The organism is Amycolatopsis sp. MtRt-6, assembly GCF_017308975.1.
GTDB lineage: Bacteria > Actinomycetota > Actinomycetes > Mycobacteriales > Pseudonocardiaceae > Amycolatopsis.
Genome location: NZ_JADWPD010000007.1, coordinates 239,505 through 258,923 on the forward strand (window position 1 = coordinate 239,505; position 19,419 = coordinate 258,923).

At 72.1% G+C, this 19,419-nt stretch carries 19 protein-coding genes; 12 read left to right on the top strand and 7 right to left on the bottom strand.

Going from position 1 to position 19,419, the window contains the following annotated elements; translation table 11 throughout:
- Window positions 1-108 precede the first annotated feature (108 nt).
- Genes I4Q55_RS15270 through I4Q55_RS15285 form a run of 4 tightly spaced genes read left to right on the top strand, consistent with a single transcriptional unit; the run spans window position 109 to window position 5,183 of the window.
- Window positions 109-1,368 carry an MFS transporter gene (locus I4Q55_RS15270; protein ID WP_307793207.1) on the top strand — a complete coding sequence of 420 codons (1,260 nt, stop codon included), beginning with the start codon at window positions 109-111 and terminating at the stop codon, window positions 1,366-1,368.
- The gene (locus tag I4Q55_RS15275) at window positions 1,365-2,681 is read left to right on the top strand and encodes an ATP-grasp domain-containing protein (RefSeq protein ID WP_206788417.1); all 1,317 of its coding nucleotides are present in this window, start codon (window positions 1,365-1,367) and stop codon (window positions 2,679-2,681) included. Before I4Q55_RS15270 ends, I4Q55_RS15275 begins: the two co-directional genes overlap by 4 nt.
- Complete coding sequence (locus I4Q55_RS15280; RefSeq protein ID WP_206788419.1) at window positions 2,678-3,937, top strand: acyl-CoA dehydrogenase family protein; 1,260 nt, start codon at window positions 2,678-2,680, stop codon at window positions 3,935-3,937. Before I4Q55_RS15275 ends, I4Q55_RS15280 begins: the two co-directional genes overlap by 4 nt.
- Window positions 3,930-5,183 carry an ATP-grasp domain-containing protein gene (locus I4Q55_RS15285; protein WP_206788420.1) on the top strand — a complete coding sequence of 418 codons (1,254 nt, stop codon included), beginning with the start codon at window positions 3,930-3,932 and terminating at the stop codon, window positions 5,181-5,183. Before I4Q55_RS15280 ends, I4Q55_RS15285 begins: the two co-directional genes overlap by 8 nt.
- Window positions 5,184-5,249: 66 nt before the next feature.
- On the opposite strand, the gene I4Q55_RS15290 is transcribed toward I4Q55_RS15285, so the two are convergent.
- The 4 genes from I4Q55_RS15290 to I4Q55_RS15305 are packed head-to-tail and all read right to left on the bottom strand — an operon-like array spanning window position 5,250 to window position 10,433.
- Window positions 5,250-6,554 (bottom strand): NAD(P)/FAD-dependent oxidoreductase, encoded by a 1,305-nt coding sequence (locus I4Q55_RS15290; RefSeq protein WP_206788421.1) that lies wholly within the window; start codon window positions 6,552-6,554, stop codon window positions 5,250-5,252.
- Window positions 6,554-7,591, bottom strand: a complete 1,038-nt coding sequence (locus I4Q55_RS15295; protein ID WP_206788422.1) for an FAD-binding oxidoreductase — start codon at window positions 7,589-7,591, stop codon at window positions 6,554-6,556. The genes I4Q55_RS15290 and I4Q55_RS15295 overlap by 1 nt, the downstream gene beginning before the upstream one ends.
- Window positions 7,591-9,153, bottom strand: a complete 1,563-nt coding sequence (locus I4Q55_RS15300) for a class I tRNA ligase family protein (RefSeq protein ID WP_206788423.1) — start codon at window positions 9,151-9,153, stop codon at window positions 7,591-7,593. The genes I4Q55_RS15295 and I4Q55_RS15300 overlap by 1 nt, the downstream gene beginning before the upstream one ends.
- Complete coding sequence (locus I4Q55_RS15305) at window positions 9,153-10,433, bottom strand: SidA/IucD/PvdA family monooxygenase (protein ID WP_307793208.1); 1,281 nt, start codon at window positions 10,431-10,433, stop codon at window positions 9,153-9,155. Before I4Q55_RS15305 ends, I4Q55_RS15300 begins: the two co-directional genes overlap by 1 nt.
- A 169-nt stretch (window positions 10,434-10,602) precedes the next feature.
- On the opposite strand from I4Q55_RS15305, the gene I4Q55_RS15310 reads away from it, so the two are divergent.
- Genes I4Q55_RS15310 through I4Q55_RS15340 form a run of 7 tightly spaced genes read left to right on the top strand, consistent with a single transcriptional unit; the run spans window position 10,603 to window position 16,778 of the window.
- A complete protein-coding gene (locus I4Q55_RS15310; RefSeq protein ID WP_307793209.1) occupies window positions 10,603-11,445 on the top strand; it encodes a response regulator transcription factor in 843 nt (280 codons plus the stop codon).
- 53 nt (window positions 11,446-11,498) lie between these two features.
- On the top strand, window positions 11,499-11,903 hold the full coding sequence (locus I4Q55_RS15315) for a cupin domain-containing protein (RefSeq protein WP_206788424.1): 405 nt from the start codon (window positions 11,499-11,501) through the stop codon (window positions 11,901-11,903).
- Window positions 11,900-12,217 (top strand): hypothetical protein, encoded by a 318-nt coding sequence (locus I4Q55_RS50575; protein ID WP_206788425.1) that lies wholly within the window; start codon window positions 11,900-11,902, stop codon window positions 12,215-12,217. The genes I4Q55_RS15315 and I4Q55_RS50575 overlap by 4 nt, the downstream gene beginning before the upstream one ends.
- Entirely contained in the window at window positions 12,217-13,593 is a 1,377-nt protein-coding gene (locus I4Q55_RS15325) for an FAD-binding oxidoreductase (protein ID WP_206788426.1), read from the top strand. The genes I4Q55_RS50575 and I4Q55_RS15325 overlap by 1 nt, the downstream gene beginning before the upstream one ends.
- The gene (locus I4Q55_RS15330; RefSeq protein ID WP_206788428.1) at window positions 13,590-14,252 is read left to right on the top strand and encodes a DUF6875 domain-containing protein; all 663 of its coding nucleotides are present in this window, start codon (window positions 13,590-13,592) and stop codon (window positions 14,250-14,252) included. The genes I4Q55_RS15325 and I4Q55_RS15330 overlap by 4 nt, the downstream gene beginning before the upstream one ends.
- A gap of 34 nt (window positions 14,253-14,286) precedes the next feature.
- Complete coding sequence (ddaH, locus tag I4Q55_RS15335) at window positions 14,287-15,078, top strand: dimethylargininase (protein WP_206788496.1); 792 nt, start codon at window positions 14,287-14,289, stop codon at window positions 15,076-15,078.
- On the top strand, window positions 15,075-16,778 hold the full coding sequence (locus I4Q55_RS15340; protein ID WP_206788429.1) for a S8 family serine peptidase: 1,704 nt from the start codon (window positions 15,075-15,077) through the stop codon (window positions 16,776-16,778). Before ddaH ends, I4Q55_RS15340 begins: the two co-directional genes overlap by 4 nt.
- Here the strand turns inward: I4Q55_RS15340 and I4Q55_RS15345 are convergent.
- Complete coding sequence (locus tag I4Q55_RS15345) at window positions 16,773-17,192, bottom strand: hypothetical protein (protein ID WP_206788430.1); 420 nt, start codon at window positions 17,190-17,192, stop codon at window positions 16,773-16,775. The genes I4Q55_RS15340 and I4Q55_RS15345 overlap by 6 nt on opposite strands.
- A gap of 107 nt (window positions 17,193-17,299) precedes the next feature.
- On the opposite strand from I4Q55_RS15345, the gene I4Q55_RS15350 reads away from it, so the two are divergent.
- Window positions 17,300-17,920, top strand: coding sequence for a TetR/AcrR family transcriptional regulator (locus I4Q55_RS15350; protein WP_206788431.1), 621 nt, complete (start codon window positions 17,300-17,302; stop codon window positions 17,918-17,920).
- 64 nt (window positions 17,921-17,984) lie between these two features.
- On the opposite strand, the gene I4Q55_RS15355 is transcribed toward I4Q55_RS15350, so the two are convergent.
- Both I4Q55_RS15355 and I4Q55_RS15360 read right to left on the bottom strand, forming a co-directional pair.
- Complete coding sequence (locus I4Q55_RS15355) at window positions 17,985-18,431, bottom strand: hypothetical protein (RefSeq protein ID WP_206788432.1); 447 nt, start codon at window positions 18,429-18,431, stop codon at window positions 17,985-17,987.
- A 17-nt stretch (window positions 18,432-18,448) separates the two neighbouring features.
- Complete coding sequence (locus I4Q55_RS15360; RefSeq protein WP_242545996.1) at window positions 18,449-19,336, bottom strand: hypothetical protein; 888 nt, start codon at window positions 19,334-19,336, stop codon at window positions 18,449-18,451.
- Between the last annotated feature and the right edge of the window lie 83 nt (window positions 19,337-19,419).

The following is a 19,419-nucleotide window of genomic DNA, read 5'->3' on the forward strand; positions in this document are numbered from 1 at the left end:
GCATCGGGCCGGCGGCACCCAGCGTCCGATGTGGACGCACGGTGTCGCCGGCCGTCGCGAGTTCGTGACCACGGAGGTGACTGTGCGACCGACCAAGGAGGTGGCCGGGTGACCGGCAGTGCGCGCACCGGCGTCTTCGCCGTGCTGCGGGCGACCCCCGCCCCGGTCAGGTACCTGCTGGCCGGCATGCTGGTCAACCAGCTGGGCGCGTTCGTCCAGACGTTCCTGGTGCTGTACCTGACGTTCCGGGGCAGCTCGCCCGGCTTCGCCGGCGTCTGCCTCGCCGCCTACAGCGTGGGCGCGATCTTCGGCGCCATGCTGGGCGGCGAGCTGACCCACCGGTTCGGCGGCCGGACGACGATCGTCGCGGTGATGACGTGCGCGGCGCCGCTCGTCGCGTCGATCCCGCTGGTCCGGGGCGTGCCCGCGGCGCTGCTCGCGGTGGTGGCGCTGTCCGGGCTGGCCATCCAGGCGTACCGGCCGGCGGCCGCGGTGCTGCTGGCCGAGTGCATGCCGGAAGAGCACAAGGTCATGGGCTTCTCGATGATGCGCATCGCGCTGAACATCGGCGCCGCCGTGGCACCACTGCTCGCGGCCCTGCTCATCCTGGTGAACTGGGACCTGCTGTTCTGGCTGGACGGCGCGACCGCGGCACTGTGGGCGCTGCTGGCGTTCGCCCTGCTCCCGCGGCAGTCCGGCGCCCGGCACCGGACCGAGCCCGGCGGCGGCCCGGCGAGAGCCGTGAGCGCCCGGGCGGTGTACGGGACGATGCTCCGTGACACCCGGTTCCTCTGCTACCTGGTGGCCGGCGTGTTCGGCATGATGGTCTACGCCGGGTCGGTCGCGGTGCTGCCGCTGAACATCGTCTCCGCCGGCTACCCGGTCGGGCTGTACAGCACCGTGCTGGTGATCTCGTCGGTCGTGCTGATCACCTGCGAACTGAAGATCACCACCTACATCGTCCGCATCCCGAAGTACGTCGCCGGGCTGGTCGGCAACCTCGTCAGCGGGCTCGGGTTCACCCTCTACGGGCTGATCGCGCAGCACCCGTTCTTCGTGGTCGCCGGCGCGCTCTTCGCGGTGTCCGGCCTGATGATCCACGGCCCGAGCACCGCCGCGCACCCGGCCACCTTCCCGGTCGCGGTGCGCAGCCGCTACATCGCGACGAAGGAAACCCTGTCCGGCCTGGCCGCGACGATCGGGCCGGTGCTGGGGCTGTTCGTCTTCAGCCGGGCGGGCGGCCCGGTGTTCTGGGGCTGCTGCGCGCTGCTGTCCGTCGCGGCCGGCTCGATGCACATCTACGGGCTCCGGACGCCGCCGGTGCCGGTCCCTGTTCCCGAACCGGAAGCCGTGGGAGAGCGATCATGACCGAACCCGAACGTGTGCTGCTGGTCATCGGCAGCGGGCTGCGGACTTACCGCGAATACCTGGTCGCGTCGATCCACCGGTGCGCCCGCCGGGCCGGGCTCGGGCTGGTGCTGCTCAACAACCTCAAGCCCACCTGGCAGCGCGGCTACTTCGACGAGATCGTCCACGTCGACGTGTTCGACGCCGGCGAGATGCTCGCCGCCGCCCGCGAAGTCGCCGCCCGGCACCGGGTCGCCGGCCTGATGTGCTGGGACGAACCCGTCGTGCTCGCCGCGGGCGAGCTCGCCGCCGAGCTGGGCGTGCCCGGCCTGAGCGTGCCCGGGGTCCGCGGCTGCCGGGACAAGAACCGCACCCGGACCGTGCTGACCGCCGCAGGCCTGCTGCAGCCGGGCTACGCCCTGACCACCGGCCTCGACGAGGCCCGCGCGGCGGCCGCCCGGATCGGCTACCCGGTCGTGCTCAAGCCGCGGGCCATGGGCGCGAGCATCGGCGTGGTGTTCGCCGGCGACGAGTCCGAGCTGGCCGCCGCGTTCGCGGTCGCGATGGGCGCGGCCACGGTCGACCAGAGCCGCTACGGCGGGGCCGCGATCGTCGAGGGTTTCGTCCGCGGGCCGGAGATCAGCATCGACGCCGCCGTGCACAAGGGCGAGTACCTGCCGATGTTCGTCGCCCGCAAGCACACCGGCGACCAGCCGTACTTCGAGGAGGTCGGGCACGTCGTCGACGCCGCCGACCCGCTGCTGCGCGACGCCGAGCTGCTGGACGTCCTGGCGCGGGCCCACCGCGCCCTCGGCGTCGAAGACGGCATCACCCACACCGAGGTCCGGCTGACCGAGCACGGCCCGCTGATCATCGAGGTCAACGGGCGGCTCGGCGGCGACCTGATCCCGTTCCTCGGCAAGACGGCCACCGGCATCGACCCCGGCGAGGTCTTGTTCGCCGTCGCCACCGGGAACCGCCCGGCCATCACGCCGACCCGGCAGGCCGTCGCCGGCATCCGCTTCGGCTACCCGGAGCACGACTGCCTCGTCCACGAGATCACCGTCCCGGACCGCGCACCCGGTCTGGTCCTCGCGGCACCGATGATCGACCGGGGGACCACCCTGCGCCTGCCACCCGGCGGCTACCTGGCCCGGCACTCGTTCGTGGTGTGCGAGGCCGGCGACCCCGCAACCTGCGACCAGCGACTGGACGCCGCCGCCGCCTCGGTGCGGGTCGACGCCGACCCGGTCGACCCACCGGAACCCGGTACCGCCTTCGAAATGCCCGCCGGACTGCTCGACGTCGACGAACACGAGGGAGTTTCCGCATGACCATGACCGAGCCCGCCCGCACCGATGTGCCGCTGACCGGCGCGCAGATCCTCGAGAACGCGAAGGCGCTCGCGCCGGTCCTGCGCGAACGGGCCGCGGAAATCGAGGCGAACCGCAGCCTGCCCGACGACGTGGTGCGGCTGCTGCGCGACGCCGGCGTCTTCCGGATCGGGTTCAGCCGGGAGTGGGGCGGCCCCGAGATGACGTCGATGGAGCAGACCGAGGTGATCGAAGCGCTGTCCTACGGCGACGCGTCCGTGGGCTGGTGCGCCAAGCTCGGCTCCGACATCGGCCTGCACGCGAACTTCCTCGACCAGGACGAGGCCCGCCGGATGTTCACCAGCATCGACATGCACTCGGCCGGCGTGCTCCCGGTGACCGGGCACGCCGAGCGGGTGCCCGGCGGCTACCGCCTCACCGGCCGGTGGGGGTTCGGCAGCGGCTCGACGCACGCCGACTGGGTGGCCTCCGGCGCGATGGTGTTCGAGAACGGCGAGCCCTACGCCAGCCCGGACGGCAGCAACCCGCACGAGTCGCGGCTGTTCATGGTGCCGCAGGAGGACATCCGCTCCCTCGACAACTGGTACACCCTCGGCCTGTGCGGCTCCGGCAGCAGCGACTACACGATCACCGACGTCTTCGTGCCCGAGAACCACACGCTGACGTTCGACAACCCGAAGGTCCCGAACGGGCCGCTGGTGCAGCCGGACGTGATCCAGCGCAGCATGTGCGGCGTCCCGCTCGGCACGGCGCGGGCGGCACTGGACTACGTCCGCGGCCTCACCATCGAGCGGGTCGACATGCTGAAGGGCTCGCCGTGGCGGATGAGCGGGGTCGCCTGGAAGGACAACGAGCACATCCAGATCACCCTGGCCGAGTGCGAAGCCGACTACAGCACGACCCGGGCCGGTGTCTACCGCGCGCTCGAGCGGCAGTGGGAGGTCACCGCCGACGGCATCGGCACCCTGGACGACCTCACGCCCGACGAGCGGGTCGCGCCGGCGTTGACCGGCTGGCAGGCGTTCCAGATGGCCAAGCGCGTCGTGCTGCGGCTGTGCGACCTGCTCGGCACCGCCGCGATCCGGTCCGGCGACCCGATGAACCGGTGGCTGCGGGACTCGGTGACCATGGCCATGCACCCGACCGCGCGCGACCGCGTCACCCAGACCGTGGGGGCGCACCTGGTCGGCGCGCGGCCGTCCATGCGGTTCATGCTCGGCATCGTCGACAAGCCCAAGACCGAGACCGATGCCTGAGCGGCCCGTCCTGGTCGTCGGGTTCGTGACGCCGGTGCTGCTGGCCCTCACCGGCGTCGAGCCCGACGGCTCCGTCGTCCTCGTCGAAGAGCCGGACGTGGTCCGCAAGCGCGACCTGCGCGCGAGACTGGCCGGCTCCGCGCTGGTCCGCGAGCTGGTCGAGTGGGAGCACACGCGGCCCGGCTCGGCCGACGAGTTCCACGCCGCCCACCCGGACCTCGACCCGGTCGCGGTGATCCCGCTGATCGAGTACGCCACCCCGTTCGCCGCCCGGCTCGCCGAACGCTACGGCGTGCCGGGCGCGAGCCTCGGCGCCGCGCTCGTCCTGCGGGACAAGGCCGTGCTGCGCCGCGTCAGCGCGGCCGCCGGGCTGGCCAACCCCGAGAGCGCCGAGGTGACGGGCCCGGCGGACGTGCTGGCGTTCATGCGCGCCTGCCCGGGCCCGGTGGTGCTCAAGCCGGCGAACCGGCAGGCCGCGGTGGGCACGCAGATCGTGCGCGACCCGGCCGGCGTCGAGCAGGCCTGGGCGAACTGCGTGGAACAGGACGAGGGCATCTTCGTCCCGGACCGGCCGATGGAGCTGCGCATGCTGGCCGAGCGGTACGTGCCGGGCGCCGAGTACAGCGTCGAGATGCTCGTGCGCGGCGGGAAGCAGTTGTTCGCCAACGTCACCGGCAAGCAGCTGTACCCGGGGCCGCGGCCGGTGGAGCTGGCGCACATCGTGCCGGCCGACATCCCGGATGCGCTGACCGAGACGCTCGCGGAGGTGACCCGCCGGGTCGTCGCGGCGGCCGGGTTCGCCGACGGGATCGTGCACTGCGAGTGGATCGTCGGCGACGACGGCGTGCCGTACCTCGTGGAGTGCGCGGGCCGGATCGCCGGCGACGGCATCATGGAGATCATCGACCACGCCTACTCCGTCAAGCTGCTGCGTGCGTACTTCGCCGTGATGCGCGGCGAAACCCCGCTTCCGCTGCCCACCCGGGCGACCGGTGGCGCGGCCGTCCGGTTCGTCCCCATGGAGCCCGGCGTGATCGACGCCGTGGTGGGCCTGGAGCAGGCCCGCCGGGTGGCGGGCGTGTTCCTCGTCGACCTCCAGGTCGGCCCGGGGCACCGGTTCGCCGGCCTGCGCAGCTCCTGGGACCGCGCGGGCCTGGTCATGGCCGAGGCCGACAGCCCGGCCGAGGCCCTGCAGCGCGCCGAGAAGGCCGCGGGCCTGGTGCGGATCGAGATGCGCACGGAGTAAGTGGTTCCCTGCCAACGGAAGAGGCCTTCGCCGATGGTCCGGCGAAGGCCTCTTCTCGTGGGTGGGTCAGCGGCGGAGCCGGCGACCCACACCGGCGGCGGCGGCCGAGAGGGCGGCCGCGCCGAGGACCTGCAGGATGCGGTGCTGACGGCTCGCCCGGTGCTGGGCCCGGAGATAAGGGATGGTCGTGTTGGTGACCATCGCGTGCAGCGGCATCCAGCGGTGGCGCAGCAGCTTCTCCAGGACCGTGTCGCAGGCGCGTTCCAGGCGGACCGCCGGCGACCGTACGGTGTCGCGCAGCTCGGCGAAGTTGCGGTGGGACATGGTGGCGAGGGCGTCGGTGTTCGGCTTGCGGCGGGCGTAGTACCGGGCCAGCGCCGCCGCCGGGTCGGCCGGGTGGGCGGCCAGGCTGCCGGTCAGCTCGAGCGCGTCCTCGAAGGCGGAGTTCATGCCCTGGGCCAGGAACGGGTAGACCGCGTGGCAGGCGTCGCCGATCAGCGCGACCTTGCCTTCGTAGGTCCACGGCGCCGTACTGACGGTGACGAGGTTGAAGGTCGGGCGCTCGAGGAACTTTTCGCCGAGGTCGGGGACCAGGGCCAGGACGTCGGGGAACTCGCGGCGGAACAGCGATTCGACGTCCGACGGCGTCCGCAGCGCGTCGAAGCCGGCGGGACCGTGGAACGGCAGGACGCAGGAACACGTGAAGGAACCGTCGCGGTTGGGGTGGGCGAACATCATCGTGTCGCCGCGGGGCCACAGGTGGAAGACGTCGTCGGCCATCCGGTGGGTGCCGTCGGCGGCCGCCGGGATGTGCAGTTCGCGCCAGCCCCACTCGAGGTAGCTCTGCGAGAACTCCGCGCGCAGCTCGTGGTGCATGAACCGGCGGACGGCCGAGAACGCGCCGTCCGCGCCCACCACGACGTCCGGGCGCACCTTGAACGTCTGCCCGTCCGGAGCCTCGAAGGTCGCCGACGGCAGGTCCCGGTCCACGCCGGTGCACCGCGTGTCGAACACGAACCGCACGCCGGGCTCCGCCAGGGCCGCGTCGACCAGCAGCGCACTGAGGTCCTGGCGCTGGATGGCGAGGATGCCGCCGTCGCCGTAGGACGAGAAGCGCAGGCTTGCGTCGGGGTTGTGCAGCAGCCGCCCGCGCATCGGCACGACGAACCGCCTGACGTCTTCGGCGAGCCCCAGGCGGTCCAGCGCCGCCAGGCCGCGCCGGGACAGGCCGAGGTTCATCGACGTCACCGCGACGGACGTCCCCCGCGGGTCCGGCCGGCGGTCGTACACCGTCACGACGTGTCCCTGCCGGCCCAGCGAGAGCGCGAGGAACGCGCCGGCCATGCCGGCCCCCACGATCGTGAACTCCACTACGCACACTCCTTGTCGTTGACGTGGCCGAGAATCTCCCCGGCGACGAGCGGGGCGGCGCCGAACCCGGAGCCGCCGCACGCGGCCCGCGACCACACCGACGGGTGAAGGCGGGCGAGCACGGGACCACCGGTGCCGGCGTCGGTCGCGTAGTGGCAGTCCTTGGTCGCCACCACGGCGTAGTCCTCGGCCCGGGCGAGGATCGGCTCGGCGAGCAGCCGGCCGGCCCACGGTTCCCGGTCGGGGGCGTCGGTGGTGGCGACCGCCCGGCACACCGCGTCGGAACTGATCTTGAGCAGGGTGCCGGCACCGGGCGGCAGCAGCCAGGCGCTGCGTGCGGCCCCGATCCGGCCCACCCCGGGAGCGGCCGCCCACCAGGCGGCCAGGTGCGCCGGCGGCCGCAGGTAGACCATGGTCTGCCGGTGCAGCACGACGGGCGGCCCGCCGAGCGCGGCGGTCCACGGCCCGCCGGCGAGCAGGACGGTGTCCGCGCTTTCCGTGGAATCGTCGGCCAGGACCACCGCCCGGTCGTGCACCTCGACGACCGCGCACCCCGGCCGCAGGGTCACGGCGGGGTGCGCGGCAAGCCACTCGACGGCGGACCGGAGGAACCGGCCGGCCAGCAGCACCGCACCGCCGGGGTCGAGCACGCCGCTGGTTCCGGCCGGGAAGAGCACGGGCGGCAGCGTTCCGGCCGGCACGGCGGTGGCGGGCACGCCGGCCTGGCGCGCGGTGCCGAAGGCCCGCTCGAGTTCGTCCGGGGTACCGGCGGTGACCACACCGACCGGCCGGACGAAGTCCTTTCGCAGCAGCGACTCCAGCTCCGCCCACCGGCGGCGGGCTTCGGCCATCCGCACGGTGCCGTCCACATCGTCCGGCCGCAGAACGCGCAGCGCCCGGTGCTGGTCGGACGACGTCGAGGCGGGATTCGGGATGGGACCACGGTCGAGGAGGATGACGCGATGCCCGGCCCGCGCGCACCCGATCGCGGTGACCAGCCCGGTGACCCCGGCCCCGACGACGACAACCGTGGCCATCAGCGAGCCGGGGTGGTGGCCTCGGTCGCGCGGACCGTCACCGACAGCCGCGGTAAGCGTTTCGGGGTCACCGTGTCCGAGTCCGGATGACCCGGCAGCATCGTGTCCGGCAGTGCCGCCGCCGCGAGGTCGACCAGGATCGGCGCCGCGCACCTCAGGAACACCTCCACCTGGTGACACAGGTCGCCCGCCGTCGCGAACGTCACCGCCGGCGCCAGCCGGTCCAACCGGCCCAGCTGCTCCGCCAGCGTCGACGCCGCCGCCGTCAGGCTGAAGCGCGGCAGCTCGTAGGCGTCGGCGAACCGTTCCACCATCCGCTTCGCCGTTCGCCGGGCGTCCGCCGACACCGGCAGCGGGCCGCGGTCCACCCAGCGGTCGACCGCCGCCGCGACCCGGTTCCACGGGCCGGTCAGCCGCGTGGCACCGACTCGGACCAGCGCCTCGCGGGTGAAGTCCGTGCGCTGGTACTCGGGACTGGTCGCGCACAGGTGGAACCGGATCAGGTCGCGCGGTACCTCGGCGGCCAGCTCCCGGCCGGACACCACGTGCCCGCGGCTGGTGGAGAACTTCTCGTTGGCCAGCTCGTAGAACTCGTTGGTGAGGTACTGCGCCGGCAGCACGTGCTCGCCGAGCGCGGTGAGCAGCGCCGTGCCCACGATCGCGAACGGGTACGTCGCGTCCAGGCCGAGGAAGTACACCACCGTCGTGCCGGCGCCGGCCCGCCAGAGCTCGTCGTCGGCGCTCAGCACCGTGCCGCGCCGCTCGGCGCCCAGCGCGGTGGTGAACATGCTCCACGGCATGCCTTCCATGTGCGCGTAGAACACCTGGCCCGCCACCTCCGGGAACGGCGCCGGGATGCCCCACGACGCCGGCTGGGTGATCGGGAAGTCCGGCAGCGGCCGCGCCAGCGCGGACCCGATCAGCCGGGCCATGCCGGGGCGCATCGGCGTCCGGGCGAAGTACGCCTCCAGTTGCGCGCGGTACCGCTCCACCGGGAACACGAGGATGGCGGCCTCACGGCGTTCCAGCGGCTCGTCCGGCCGCGCCGTCGAGCGCGGGCCGATCAGCTCGCCCGGGGCGATCGGCAGCCCGCAGCTCTCGCAGATCCCGGCACACCCCTCGGCGAGGCAGAACGGGCACCCGCCGGTGACGTAGGCGTCCATCAGGTACTCGCCCGTGCTGCGCAGGTATGGGAACTCCACCGTCCGCAGCTCCAGCAGGCCCCGCCGGTGCAGGCGCTCGTAGAACCCGGTGACCAGCGCGGTGAACCGGTCGCCGAGGCAGCCGAATCCGTCGATCTCGACGCCCATCGCGGCGAAGGTCCGCAGGACCTGCTCGGCCGAGCGCTCCCGCAGGTCCTCCGGGGTGACGCCGAGCCGTTCGGCCGCGGCGACGACGTAATTCTGCGTGAAGTGCATCCCGGTGCCGTACAGCGCTTCCCGGCCGGTCGCGCGGGCGTAGCGGGTGCAGACGTCGGCGGCCAGGAACGGGCCCGCGAGGTGGCCCAGGTGCAGGTCCCCGTTCGCCGTCGGTGCGGGCGAAATCACCACGAGGCGGTCCATCAGACGGCCTCGCGCTCGCCGCCGCCGCGGCGGGCGAGCAGGTCGTCGACGATGTCGTGGGACCGGTGGGCCAGCACGCTGATCAGCGAGTCGGCGATGCCGTGCGTGGCCTCGTTGACGCCCTGCAGGTACACCGCGCCCCACGCGGACTCGCCGAGGTCGACGCGGTAGCAGCGGCTGACCGAGATCTCCGCCAGCCCGACGTGCTTGGCCAGGTCGCGCACCAGCGCGGGCATCCGGTTGTCGAAGCCGGTGCCGAGCAGGACCAGGTCGCAGTGCAGCGGCTCCACCTTGCCGCTGGTGCGGTCACGAAGGTCGAGCACGACCTCGTCGCCGTCGACCCGGGCGCCCACCACCTCGGTCAGCGTCCGCACCTCCGAACGCTGTTGCCCGATGCCGCGCTGCTGGTAGAGCGTCGTGTACATGTGGTCGAGGAACGGCGGGGCCGCACCGGCGTAGTTGGTCAGCCGCATCTCGTCCAGCACCTGCTGCCGGACTTCGGGCGGGCTGTCGTAGAACCGGTCGACGAACGAGGGGAAGAACAGCTCGTTGACGAACTTGCTCGTCTGGTAGTTCTGCGGGCCGACCGACCGCACGATCATCGTGCGGGTGCTGTTGGGCAGGTTGTCGTGCAGGGCCATGAACATCTCCGCGGCGCTCTGCGCCCCGCCCACGACGACGGCGCGCAGCGGCGCGTCGGCGGGCAGCTGCGCGATCCGGCGGCGGTACTGGGCGCTGTGGATGAGCCGGTCGGCCGGGAGGCCGGCGAAGACGTCCGGCACGTGCGTGTCCCGGCCGCCGCCGACGACCAGGTCGCGGCAGCGGATGGTGTCCCCGTCGGCGAGGGTGGCGATCCAGCCGACGATCGAGCCGTCGTCGTCGCGCGCGGGTTCGACGCTCCGGACCTTCGCGTCGTACCGGATGCGGACCTGCTCCAGTGACTTCGCGACCCACTGCAGGTAGTCGGAGAACTCCCACCGGAACGGGTGGAACGTCCCCAGGTTGACGAACTCGTCGAGTCGCTGCTGGTCGTGGAGGAAGTTGAGGAACGAGAACCTGCTGCGCGGGTTGCGCAGGGTCACCAGGTCCTTGAGGAAGGAGACCTGGCTGCGCGCCCACGGCATCAGCAGGTCGCGCTGCCACTTGATGTCCGGGCCCTGCTCCAGCAGCAGCGTCTGCCGGGCCAGTTCCGGGTGCCCGGACTCCTCGATGGCCACCGCGAGCGCGAGGTTCGCCGGTCCGGCTCCGATCGCGAGCAAACCCACCTGTACTTCGGTCACAGATACACTCCGATTTCTGGGAATAGGTCGGCGTGCCGCGTGCCGCCGCCAGCGATCGTAAGGAGCAGCCTTTCCCGGCTGGTAGGGAAGGTTTTCCCGGGCTTCGGGGAATCTTTGATCGCGATCAAGAAATTGATTGCGATCAATTCTCCCTAACGATGAGACTCACGTGTCCGATACGGAAGGTGTGCACGTGCTTCCACTGGGAGGAGCCGATCGGAACGGATCGGCAGCGGTCGACGTAGGGGGAACCATGAGTCAGGCCACCGATTTCGGCAGCACCGCTCGGCTGTGGCCGGCCGAACACCTCGACCCCGCTCCGCTGACCGTGCTGCTCGCCGACCCGCAGCCGTCGGTGCGCCACTGGGTCCGGGCCGCGCTGGAACGCGCCGGCGGGGTGTTCGTGGTCGGCGAGGCGGCCACGGCGAACGGGGTGCTCGCGGAAACCGCGCGGCACCGGCCGGACGTCCTGGTGGTGGATCCACTGCTCGGCGGGGCCGGACCGGCCGAGGTGATCGGCCGGGTGCCGCTGGTGTCACCGGGAACGAAAGTCCTCGTGCTGAGCTCGGCCGACGACGACACCGCCGTCCGGTCGGCGATCCACGCGGGCGCGCGCGGGTACCTGGTCAAGGGGGCGGATGCCGAGCAGATCGTGCGGGGGGTGCGGGTCGTGGCGGCGGGCGAGGCGATCGTCGGCCGGGCGATCGCGGCCCGGTTCAGCGCTTTGGTGCGGGGCGGAGGTGCCGAGCCGTATCCCTTTCCGCAATTGACGGCGAGGGAACGGCAGGTCCTCGAGCGTATCGCAGCCGGTCGCTCGAACGGGGTAATCGCCCGCGATCTCGGACTCGCCCCCAAGACCATCAGCAATCGCGTGTCGGCAATTTTTACAAAACTCCGAGTAGCCGATCGAGCACAGGCCATAGTGTTGGCGCGGGACGCCGGACTCGGGCGCGGGGAATTCACCGGCGATCGGGAACAGTTCCCCTATCGCCGGGAAACCGGCCCGACCTAGCGTCGATCGGCGTCGGACGCCCGACCGCCGGACCACGCTGATCGGAGTGGGATGTGACTGGACAGGACCTTGCCCTCGTGGAGATCCGCAGGCTGGAACCCGAGCACCTGACGCGGGCCTACGGACTGGACATGAAGCTGCTCTACCCGTGGGACGGCATGGCCGCGCCGTTCCGCGGGGCCTGGTGCGTGCTGCGCCCGGGTGACTCGTCGGTGGCCCACGCCCACCACGAGCACGAGATCTTCATCGGCATGGCCGGGCGCGCCGAAGTTGTCGCAGGTGACCGCCGGCACGCCTTCGCGGCCGGGGACATCGTGTTCCTGCGGCCGGGCATCGAGCACCACCTCGTCAACGACCCCGACGCCGGCGAAGACTTCTCCTACTACGCGATCTGGTGGGACCGGGAGATGTCGGCCGAGTTCGCCGCGCACGACACCGGTGAGGCGGGATCGGCGTGATCGACTACGACGGGCGGAAGTTCCGCAAGGCCGGCGCCGAGGCCGTGGCCGTCTACCGGCAGGAGGACGACATCGTCTGGGCGGAGTTCGCCGGGGGAGAGGTGCGGCGCGGCGCGATCGCCGGCACCCAGCGGGCGGACGGGGTCCTCCACCTCGGCTACACGGTGGTGCTGGCCACCGGCGAGGTGATCTGCGGGCACACGGTGAACACGCCGGAGGTCGCCGAAGACGGCCGGCTCCGGCTGCGCGAGGTGTGGGAGCGCTACGGCCCGCACGCCGCCACCGGCGTCTCCTACCTCGACGAGGTGAGCTAGTGTCCCGGCGCCCCTCCGACGCGGACTGGAGACGTCTCGAGCACGCGGTGACCGGTCGCGTGCGGCGGCCCGGCGAGACCGGGTTCCGCGCCGCGAGCGCGCCGTTCAACAAGCGGTTCGCCGGGATCACCCCCGCCGGCGTGGTGTCCGTGGCCGGGGCCGCGGACGTGCGGCGCGGCATCGAGTGGGCGCGCGACACCGGTGTCGGCGTCGTCGCCCGCGGCGGCGGGCACAGCTTCGCGGGACATTCGGTGAACACCGGCCTCGTCCTCGACCTCGGCGCGCTGAACACGGTGTCGGCCGACGCCTCGACCGGGCTGGTGACGGCCGGGGGCGGCGCGCTGATGACGGACGTCTACGCCGCCATCGAGCCCTGCGAGATGGCCTTCGCGCTCGGCAACAGCGCCACGGTCGGCATCGGCGGGCTCACCCTCGGCGGCGGGTGCGGGGCCACCTCACGCGCGTACGGGCTGACCGCGGACGCGCTCGTCGCGACCACGATCGTAACCGCGGACGGGCGGCTGCGGCACTGCGACGCCGAGACCAACGCCGACCTGTTCTGGGCGTGCCGCGGCGGGGGCGGCGGGAACTTCGGCGTCAACGTGTCCTTCACCTTCCAGGCGCGGCCGGTGACCGGCTGCGCCACCTACGTGCTGTTGTGGGAGAGCGCGGACGCGGCGAAGGTCTTTTCGGTCCTGCAGGACACCGTGCGGCGCGCCCCGGACGAGTTCGCGGCCCGGATCGGCGTCAGCAGGGCCGGTGGAGACACCGTCGTGTCGGCCATCGGGCAGCACCTCGGGTCCGCCGCCGAGCTGCGGGAAATCCTCGACCCGGTGCTGTCCGTCGCGCCGCCGGTCCGCGCGGTCATCGAGAACCGGACCTTCTGGCAGGCCAAGGACGACCTGCGGCACGAGACCGCCGAGGGCGCGTTCGCGGCCCGGACCAACATCGTCTCCCGGCCGTTGCCCGACGAGGCGATCGCCACGATGCTCGCGTTCGTCGAACGCCGTCCCGGCAGCGGCAACCCCGACGGTGGTGGTGCCGCCCTGTTCTCCTGGGGCGGCGCGATCAACCGCGTGGGCGCGACGGAGACCGCGTTCGTCCACCGCGACACGATGTTCCTGCTGTCGATGGACACGTCGTGGGCCGAGGACGACGAACCGGCCGTGGTCGAGGCCAATCTCCGCTGGCTGGCGGACCTGGGGGAGGCGATGGCGCCGTACGTGTCCGGCGGCGCCTTCCAGAACTTCACCGACCCGGACCTCGCGGACTGGCGCAGCGCGTACTACGGCGTCAACTACCCGCGGCTGCGGCGGATCAAGGAGCAGGTCGATCCGGACGGGTTCTTCACCTTCGCGCAAAGCATCGGCTCATGATCGGCGACGACAAGGTGCGCATCTGGACGGCGGCCGAAGTCGCGGCCGGCACCGGGCCGGCCGAGCACCTCCCGCACCTGCGCGAAATCCTCGCCTGGGCGTGGCGGTACCTGGTGTCCCCGCACCCGGACCTCGGCCGCAACGGCCCGGTGTGCCCCTACACCCAGCCGTCACTCCACAAAGGACTGTTCCACCTCGCCGCGCTGACCGCCGCGCCCGACGACGTCGACGTCCACGCCGCGATCGAGAGCCTGCGCGCGTGGTACGAGCGGCTCTCGGCCGGCATCGCGCCGGAGCACCGGGAGCTGCTGACGATCCTGCTCGTGCTGCCGCAGCTGGACCACCGTGACGCCACCCCGCTGGACGACCTGCAGCGCGAGGCGAAGGACGGGTTCGTCGCCGACGGGCTGATGATCGGGCAGTTCCACCCGGTCTGCGACCAGCCCGGCCTGTGGAACGACGAGTTCAAGGCGCTGCGCGCGCCGGTGCCGCTGCTGGCCGTTCGCAAGCTGGTCGTGTTCGACCTGCCGTTCCTGATGGACAGCACGGCACACGCCGAGAGCTACTTCCGGCGGTTCGCCCCGGACATCCCGCCCCGCATCCGCGCCCAGCTGGTCAAGCGGCTGGTGGGCACCGAGAAGTCGTTGCAGACGGCCTGAACACACCCAGGAGAGACTTTTGCGGCACTACCTCATGGTCAGACCGGCGTACTTCGACGTCGAATACTCGATCAACCCGTGGATGGATCCCGGCAAGCCCACCGACACCGAACTCGCGGTCGCGCAGTGGGAGTGGCTGCGCGACCTCTACCTCGACCTGGGGCACCGGGTGGACCTGCTCGACCCGGTGCCGGGCCTGCCGGACATGGTGTACGCGGCCAACGGCGCCACCGTGGTGAACGGCCGGGTGCTCGTCGCGCGCTTCCGCCACCGGCAGCGTCGTCCGGAGTCGGCGGCGTACCGGAAGTGGTTCGCCGGGCACGGGTACCGGGACGTCCGGCAGGCGCGGTGGCCCAACGAGGGCGAAGGCGACTTCCTGGTCGCCGGCCCCCGGATCCTGGCCGGTTCGGGGTTCCGGACCGACCCCCGGGCCCACGAAGAGGCCGCGGAGTTCTTCGGCCTGCCGGTGGTGGGCCTGACGCTGACCGACCCGCGCTACTACCACCTGGACACCGCACTGGCCGTGCTGGCCGACGACGTGATCATGTACGCGCCGGAGGCGTTCGCCGAGGACAGCCGGCGGCGGCTCGAGCAGCTGTACCCGGACGCCGTCATCGCCTCGTCCGCCGATACCGCGGCGTTCGGCTTGAACGCCGTCTCCGACGGGCGGCACGTCGTCCTGCCCCAGGCCGCCACGCGGCTGACGGCGCAGCTGCGGGAGCGGGGCTTCGAGCCGATCGGCGCCGACCTGTCGGAGCTGCTCAAAGGGGGCGGCAGCGTCAAGTGCTGCACGCTGGAACTGCGTCACGGGGGAGAAGTGCGGTGAGAAGAGCTCTCGCACTGGCCCTCGTGGTGCCGCTGTCGGTCGCGATCGCCGTGCCTGCCACGTCGGCGCAGCCACCGTTGCCGGCCTCCGAGTTCTCCGTCCTGGCCCGTGCCGGTGCCGGCGGCTACGACGTCGTGGCGGCCGAGAAGGCCGTCCGGGCGGCGGGCGGCACGGTCGTGGCGAGCAACGCCGCGGCCGGCCTGATCACCGCGACCGCGCCCGCCGGCGGTTTCCTCGAACGGATCTCGCGCGACCGCGCGGTGTTCGGCGCCGCCAAGGCGAAGTCGATCGGCACGGTGCCGAAGAGCGGCAAGGCCGTGCCGAAACCCGACGTCGTCGAGGCGGAACCCGGCCGCGCCGCACCTCGGCCGGGTTCGTCCGCCGGTCTCGACCCGCTCGACGACCGGCTCTGGGGCCTCAAGTCGGTGCGGTCGGACCTCGCGCGCACGGTCCAGCCCGGCGACAAGCGGGTCAAGGTCGGCGTCATCGACTCGGGCATCGACGGCACGCACCCGGACATCGCGCCGAACTTCGACCACGCCGCGTCACGCAACTTCACCACGGACATCGTCGCCGACGTCAACGGCGTGCCGGTCGACGGGCCGTGCGAGTACCGCGGCTGCGTCGACCCCGTCGACGTCGACGGCAGCGGGCACGGCACGCACCTCGCGGGCACCATCGCGGCGGCGGCGAACGGCTTCGGGGTCTCGGGGGTGGCGCCGAACGTGACGCTGGTGAACCTCCGCGCGGCGCAGGACTCGGGCTTCTACTTCCTGCAGCCGACGGTCGACGCGCTGACCTACGCCGGCGACGCGGGCATCGACGTGGTGAACATGTCGTTCTACATCGACCCGTGGTTGTACAACTGCGTCGCGAACCCGGCGGATTCCCCGGCCGAGCAGGCCGAGCAGCGCACGGTCATCGAAGCGACGCGGCGCGCGCTCGACTACGCGCACCGCAAGGGCGTCACGATGGTGGTCGCGCTGGGCAACCAGCACAGCGACCTGGCGGCACCGCGGCCGGACGCGACGAGCCCCGGCTTCCCGGCGAACAGCACGCACCCGCGCACGGTGGACAACGCGACCTGCCTGACGTTGCCGGTCGAGGGGCCGCACACGATCGGCGTGGCCGGATTCGGCCCGTCCCAGGCGAAGGCGGACTACTCGAACTACGGCGTCGAGCAGATCTCGGTGTCGGCGCCCGGCGGGTACAAGCGCGACTACTTCGGGACGCCGTGGTACGACAGCCGCGACAACGAGATCCTGTCGACGTACGCCCGCAGCGTCGGCGTGGCGGCGGGGTACATCGACGCGGCGGGGGACATCACGCCCGCGGGCACTTCGGTGGGGATCCGGAAGGAGACGGCCGCGGATGGCCGAGTGGGCTATTTCCGGTGGCTGCAGGGCACCTCGATGGCGGCCCCGCACGCGGCGGGCGTCGCGGCGTTGATCGTGTCGCAGCACGGCCGCCCGGCAGGCGGCGGCGGGCTCGGGCTGAACCCGGACGTGGTGCAGCGGATCCTCGAGCGGACGGCGTCGAAGATCCCGTGCCCGGTCCCCCGCACGGTGGACTACCTCAAGGAGGGCCGCGACGCTTCGTACACGGCAACGTGCGAGGGCGACGCGGAGTTCAACGGCTTCTACGGCCACGGCGCGGTCGACGCCTGGGCGGCCGTCACCCACGGCCGCTACCGTTCATAGCGGCCGTCGACCCAGAACCGCGGTCTTCCGTGGTGATCCACCGGAGCGCACGCGGCCGGCCCGGATCAGGTCGAGCACCTTGTCCCGGCGCCGCAGCAGGTGCTTGCCGATGCGGGACACCTGCCTGGACAGCCGGACCTGGTTGAGCGCGAAGGCCGTGGCGAAAGCGGCCCCGGCGAGCAGGACGACCGTGCCCGCGATGAGAACGACGCCCGCGTCGGTAAGCAGGACGAGCAGCAGGCCGCTGAGGCCGCCCGCGAACGTCGTCACGATGGCGAGCATGGTCGAGAGGACGAAGAGAAACGGCGGGCCCACCTCCATGAAGCGGGACCGGATCAGGTACACCGCCAAGGTCAGGAACACCGCCACGACGTTCAGGACGCCGATTCCCCACAGGACCCACAACACCGGCACAGCGCCTCCCAGGCTCGTTCGGCCCAGGATCGCCGAATCCGGACGCTCCGTCAAGACATAGTGTCAGGACAGTGTGTCCGGATTTGCTGTCCGGGTATGATCCGGCCGTGTCTTCAGTAACCCGGCCCGCAGGCAGCAAGCGGCAGGACCGCCGAGAAGAGCTGGAGCGCCGCCTGTTCGCGGCCACGGAGGAGCTCGTCGCCCAGGGCGACGGCTTCACCGAACTCAGCGTCGAGCGCCTGGCCGCGGCGGCCGGCATCTCCCGCTCGACGTTCTACGTCCACTTCGAGGACAAGGGCGACCTGGTCCGCCGCCTGGCCGCGACGGTGCTGGCGGAGCTCCGCGACGTGTCGGCCACCTGGTGGGAGACGGCGGACCACACCGACCCGGCCGGCCTCACGGCGGCCATCACGGCGATCGTCGAGGTGTACCGCCGCCGCGCGGCGGCCTTCACGATCATCACCGAAACAGCGGCTTACGACCCGACGGTCGCGGCCGAGGTGCGCGGGTTGATGCAGTCGATCATCGACGCGACCCGGCAGGCGATCGAGCGCGGCCAGGCGGCCGGCGTGATGCGCCCGGTCCGCCCGGCCGAGACCGCGGCGATCCTCACCTGGATGGTCGAGCGCGCGGGCTACCAGCTGGTCCGCGGCACGGAGCCGGCCCAGGACGAGAACGTCGTGGCGGCCCTGACCGACATCATCCGGAACACCCTCTACGCACGCTGACCGCTGCGGCCGGGCCGCTCCCGGGGCGGCCCGGCCGCCTGCCGATGTCCGGCGGAGAACCCGATCAGTCGCACCAGCCCCAGCCGCTGGTGGCGACCGCGCGCGTACCGGCGTCCCCGGTGTGGTCGCCGACCCAGCCCGCGTACTTGACGCACTGGGGGGCGTACCCCCGGACCACGGCGTAGTACTTGAAGTTCCCGCGGTCGTAGATGTTCCGGCTCGAGTCCTCGGAGTCCCGGTACAGCCCGGCGAAGGTGTCGGTGGCGACCCCGATGAACGACCACTTGATGGTGACGACGCAGTTGTAGCCGCCGGTTTTGTAGAGCAGGTAGACCCCGCCCCACTGGCGCCCGTCGTCGGTCTTGGCCGGCAGCGAGGAGATGATCCGGTAACCGGCGCCGCAGACTTCGGCCGGGGTGTACGGGTTCGTGGCCGCTCCGGCGGGCGGCGCGGCCGCCAGGACGGCCGCGACACCGAAAAGGGCGGCCAGGGTCCGGGACAGAATTCTCATGGGAAGCTCCTCGTTCGTCAGTCGCAGGTCCAGCGCAGCGCGGCGTGATCGCCGTCGGTGTTGCCGAAGATCACGCCGTCGTCGCCGATGACGTACACATCCGCATCCCCGCCGTCGGGGAACGGGAGCAGGCCGAGCAGCTTCGTGTCCTGCCAGACCGCGGACGGTCCGATCAGGTTGGTCAGGCTGCCCGCGATCAGCCCGTGCTTGTTGATCGCCTCCGCCGTCCCGCCCTGCTCGAGGGGCCGCGGGTCGGCTGGGCCGTGCCACGCCAAGGCGCGCGAAGCGGGCCACGAGTCGATCGCCGTGCCGGCCACGACGCCGTTGCGGATCTGACGGATCAGCACGGGACGGTCTTCGCCGGTCAGCGGGGTGACAACGCCGGCCCGCCAGAGCCCGCCGAGCTTGTTGTCCGGGGCGCCCAGCAGCACCGTGCCGTCGTCGTCGAGATCCATGCCGTACCGGTCCGGGACGTCGATGATCCGCGGTCCCACGGCCAGCACCGACCAGAGGACGCTGACCCGGTGGCCGTCCTTGAGATCGGTCGCGGAGGCGAGCACGTCGCCCCGGTCGTTGAGCGCGACGGCCGACTCCAGCCGGTAGCCCGGCGGGTCGGGCAGGCGGGTCAGCGTGCCGGGGCCGCGGTGGCCGCCGCTGAACAGGTAGACGCCCCAGGTTGCCGACGGAAGGCCGCCGTCCAGCAGCACGGTTCCCGCGGAGTTCTCGTCGGCGACGTGCGGGTAGACGAACGGTGCCAGCGCGTCCGGGATGCGGGGCTTGCCGTCGGTCCAGCGCACGACCTTGCCCATGTTGACGCTCCGGTCGCTGACGTGACCGGAGTAGTTGCCGTGGCTGTCGGTCCCCGTGATGGAGACGTCGGCGTCGAGATAGCCGCCGGGCGCCACGTCGGAACATGCGAATTCCCCTCGGAATCGGTCGACGCCGACTCCACGCACGACCACGCCCGCGGGTTGAGCCGCATCACCCG

Coding starts and splice junctions, on each gene's coding strand:
- I4Q55_RS15355 (WP_206788432.1), bottom strand. CDS start 18,431: ATGAGAATTCTGTCCCGGACCCTGGCCGCCCTTTTCGGTGTCGCGGCC.
- I4Q55_RS15285 (WP_206788420.1), top strand. CDS start 3,930: ATGCCTGAGCGGCCCGTCCTGGTCGTCGGGTTCGTGACGCCGGTGCTG.
- I4Q55_RS15275 (WP_206788417.1), top strand. CDS start 1,365: ATGACCGAACCCGAACGTGTGCTGCTGGTCATCGGCAGCGGGCTGCGG.
- I4Q55_RS15280 (WP_206788419.1), top strand. CDS start 2,678: ATGACCATGACCGAGCCCGCCCGCACCGATGTGCCGCTGACCGGCGCG.
- I4Q55_RS15300 (WP_206788423.1), bottom strand. CDS start 9,153: ATGGACCGCCTCGTGGTGATTTCGCCCGCACCGACGGCGAACGGGGAC.
- I4Q55_RS15295 (WP_206788422.1), bottom strand. CDS start 7,591: ATGGCCACGGTTGTCGTCGTCGGGGCCGGGGTCACCGGGCTGGTCACC.
- I4Q55_RS15330 (WP_206788428.1), top strand. CDS start 13,590: ATGATCGGCGACGACAAGGTGCGCATCTGGACGGCGGCCGAAGTCGCG.
- ddaH (WP_206788496.1), top strand. CDS start 14,287: ATGGTCAGACCGGCGTACTTCGACGTCGAATACTCGATCAACCCGTGG.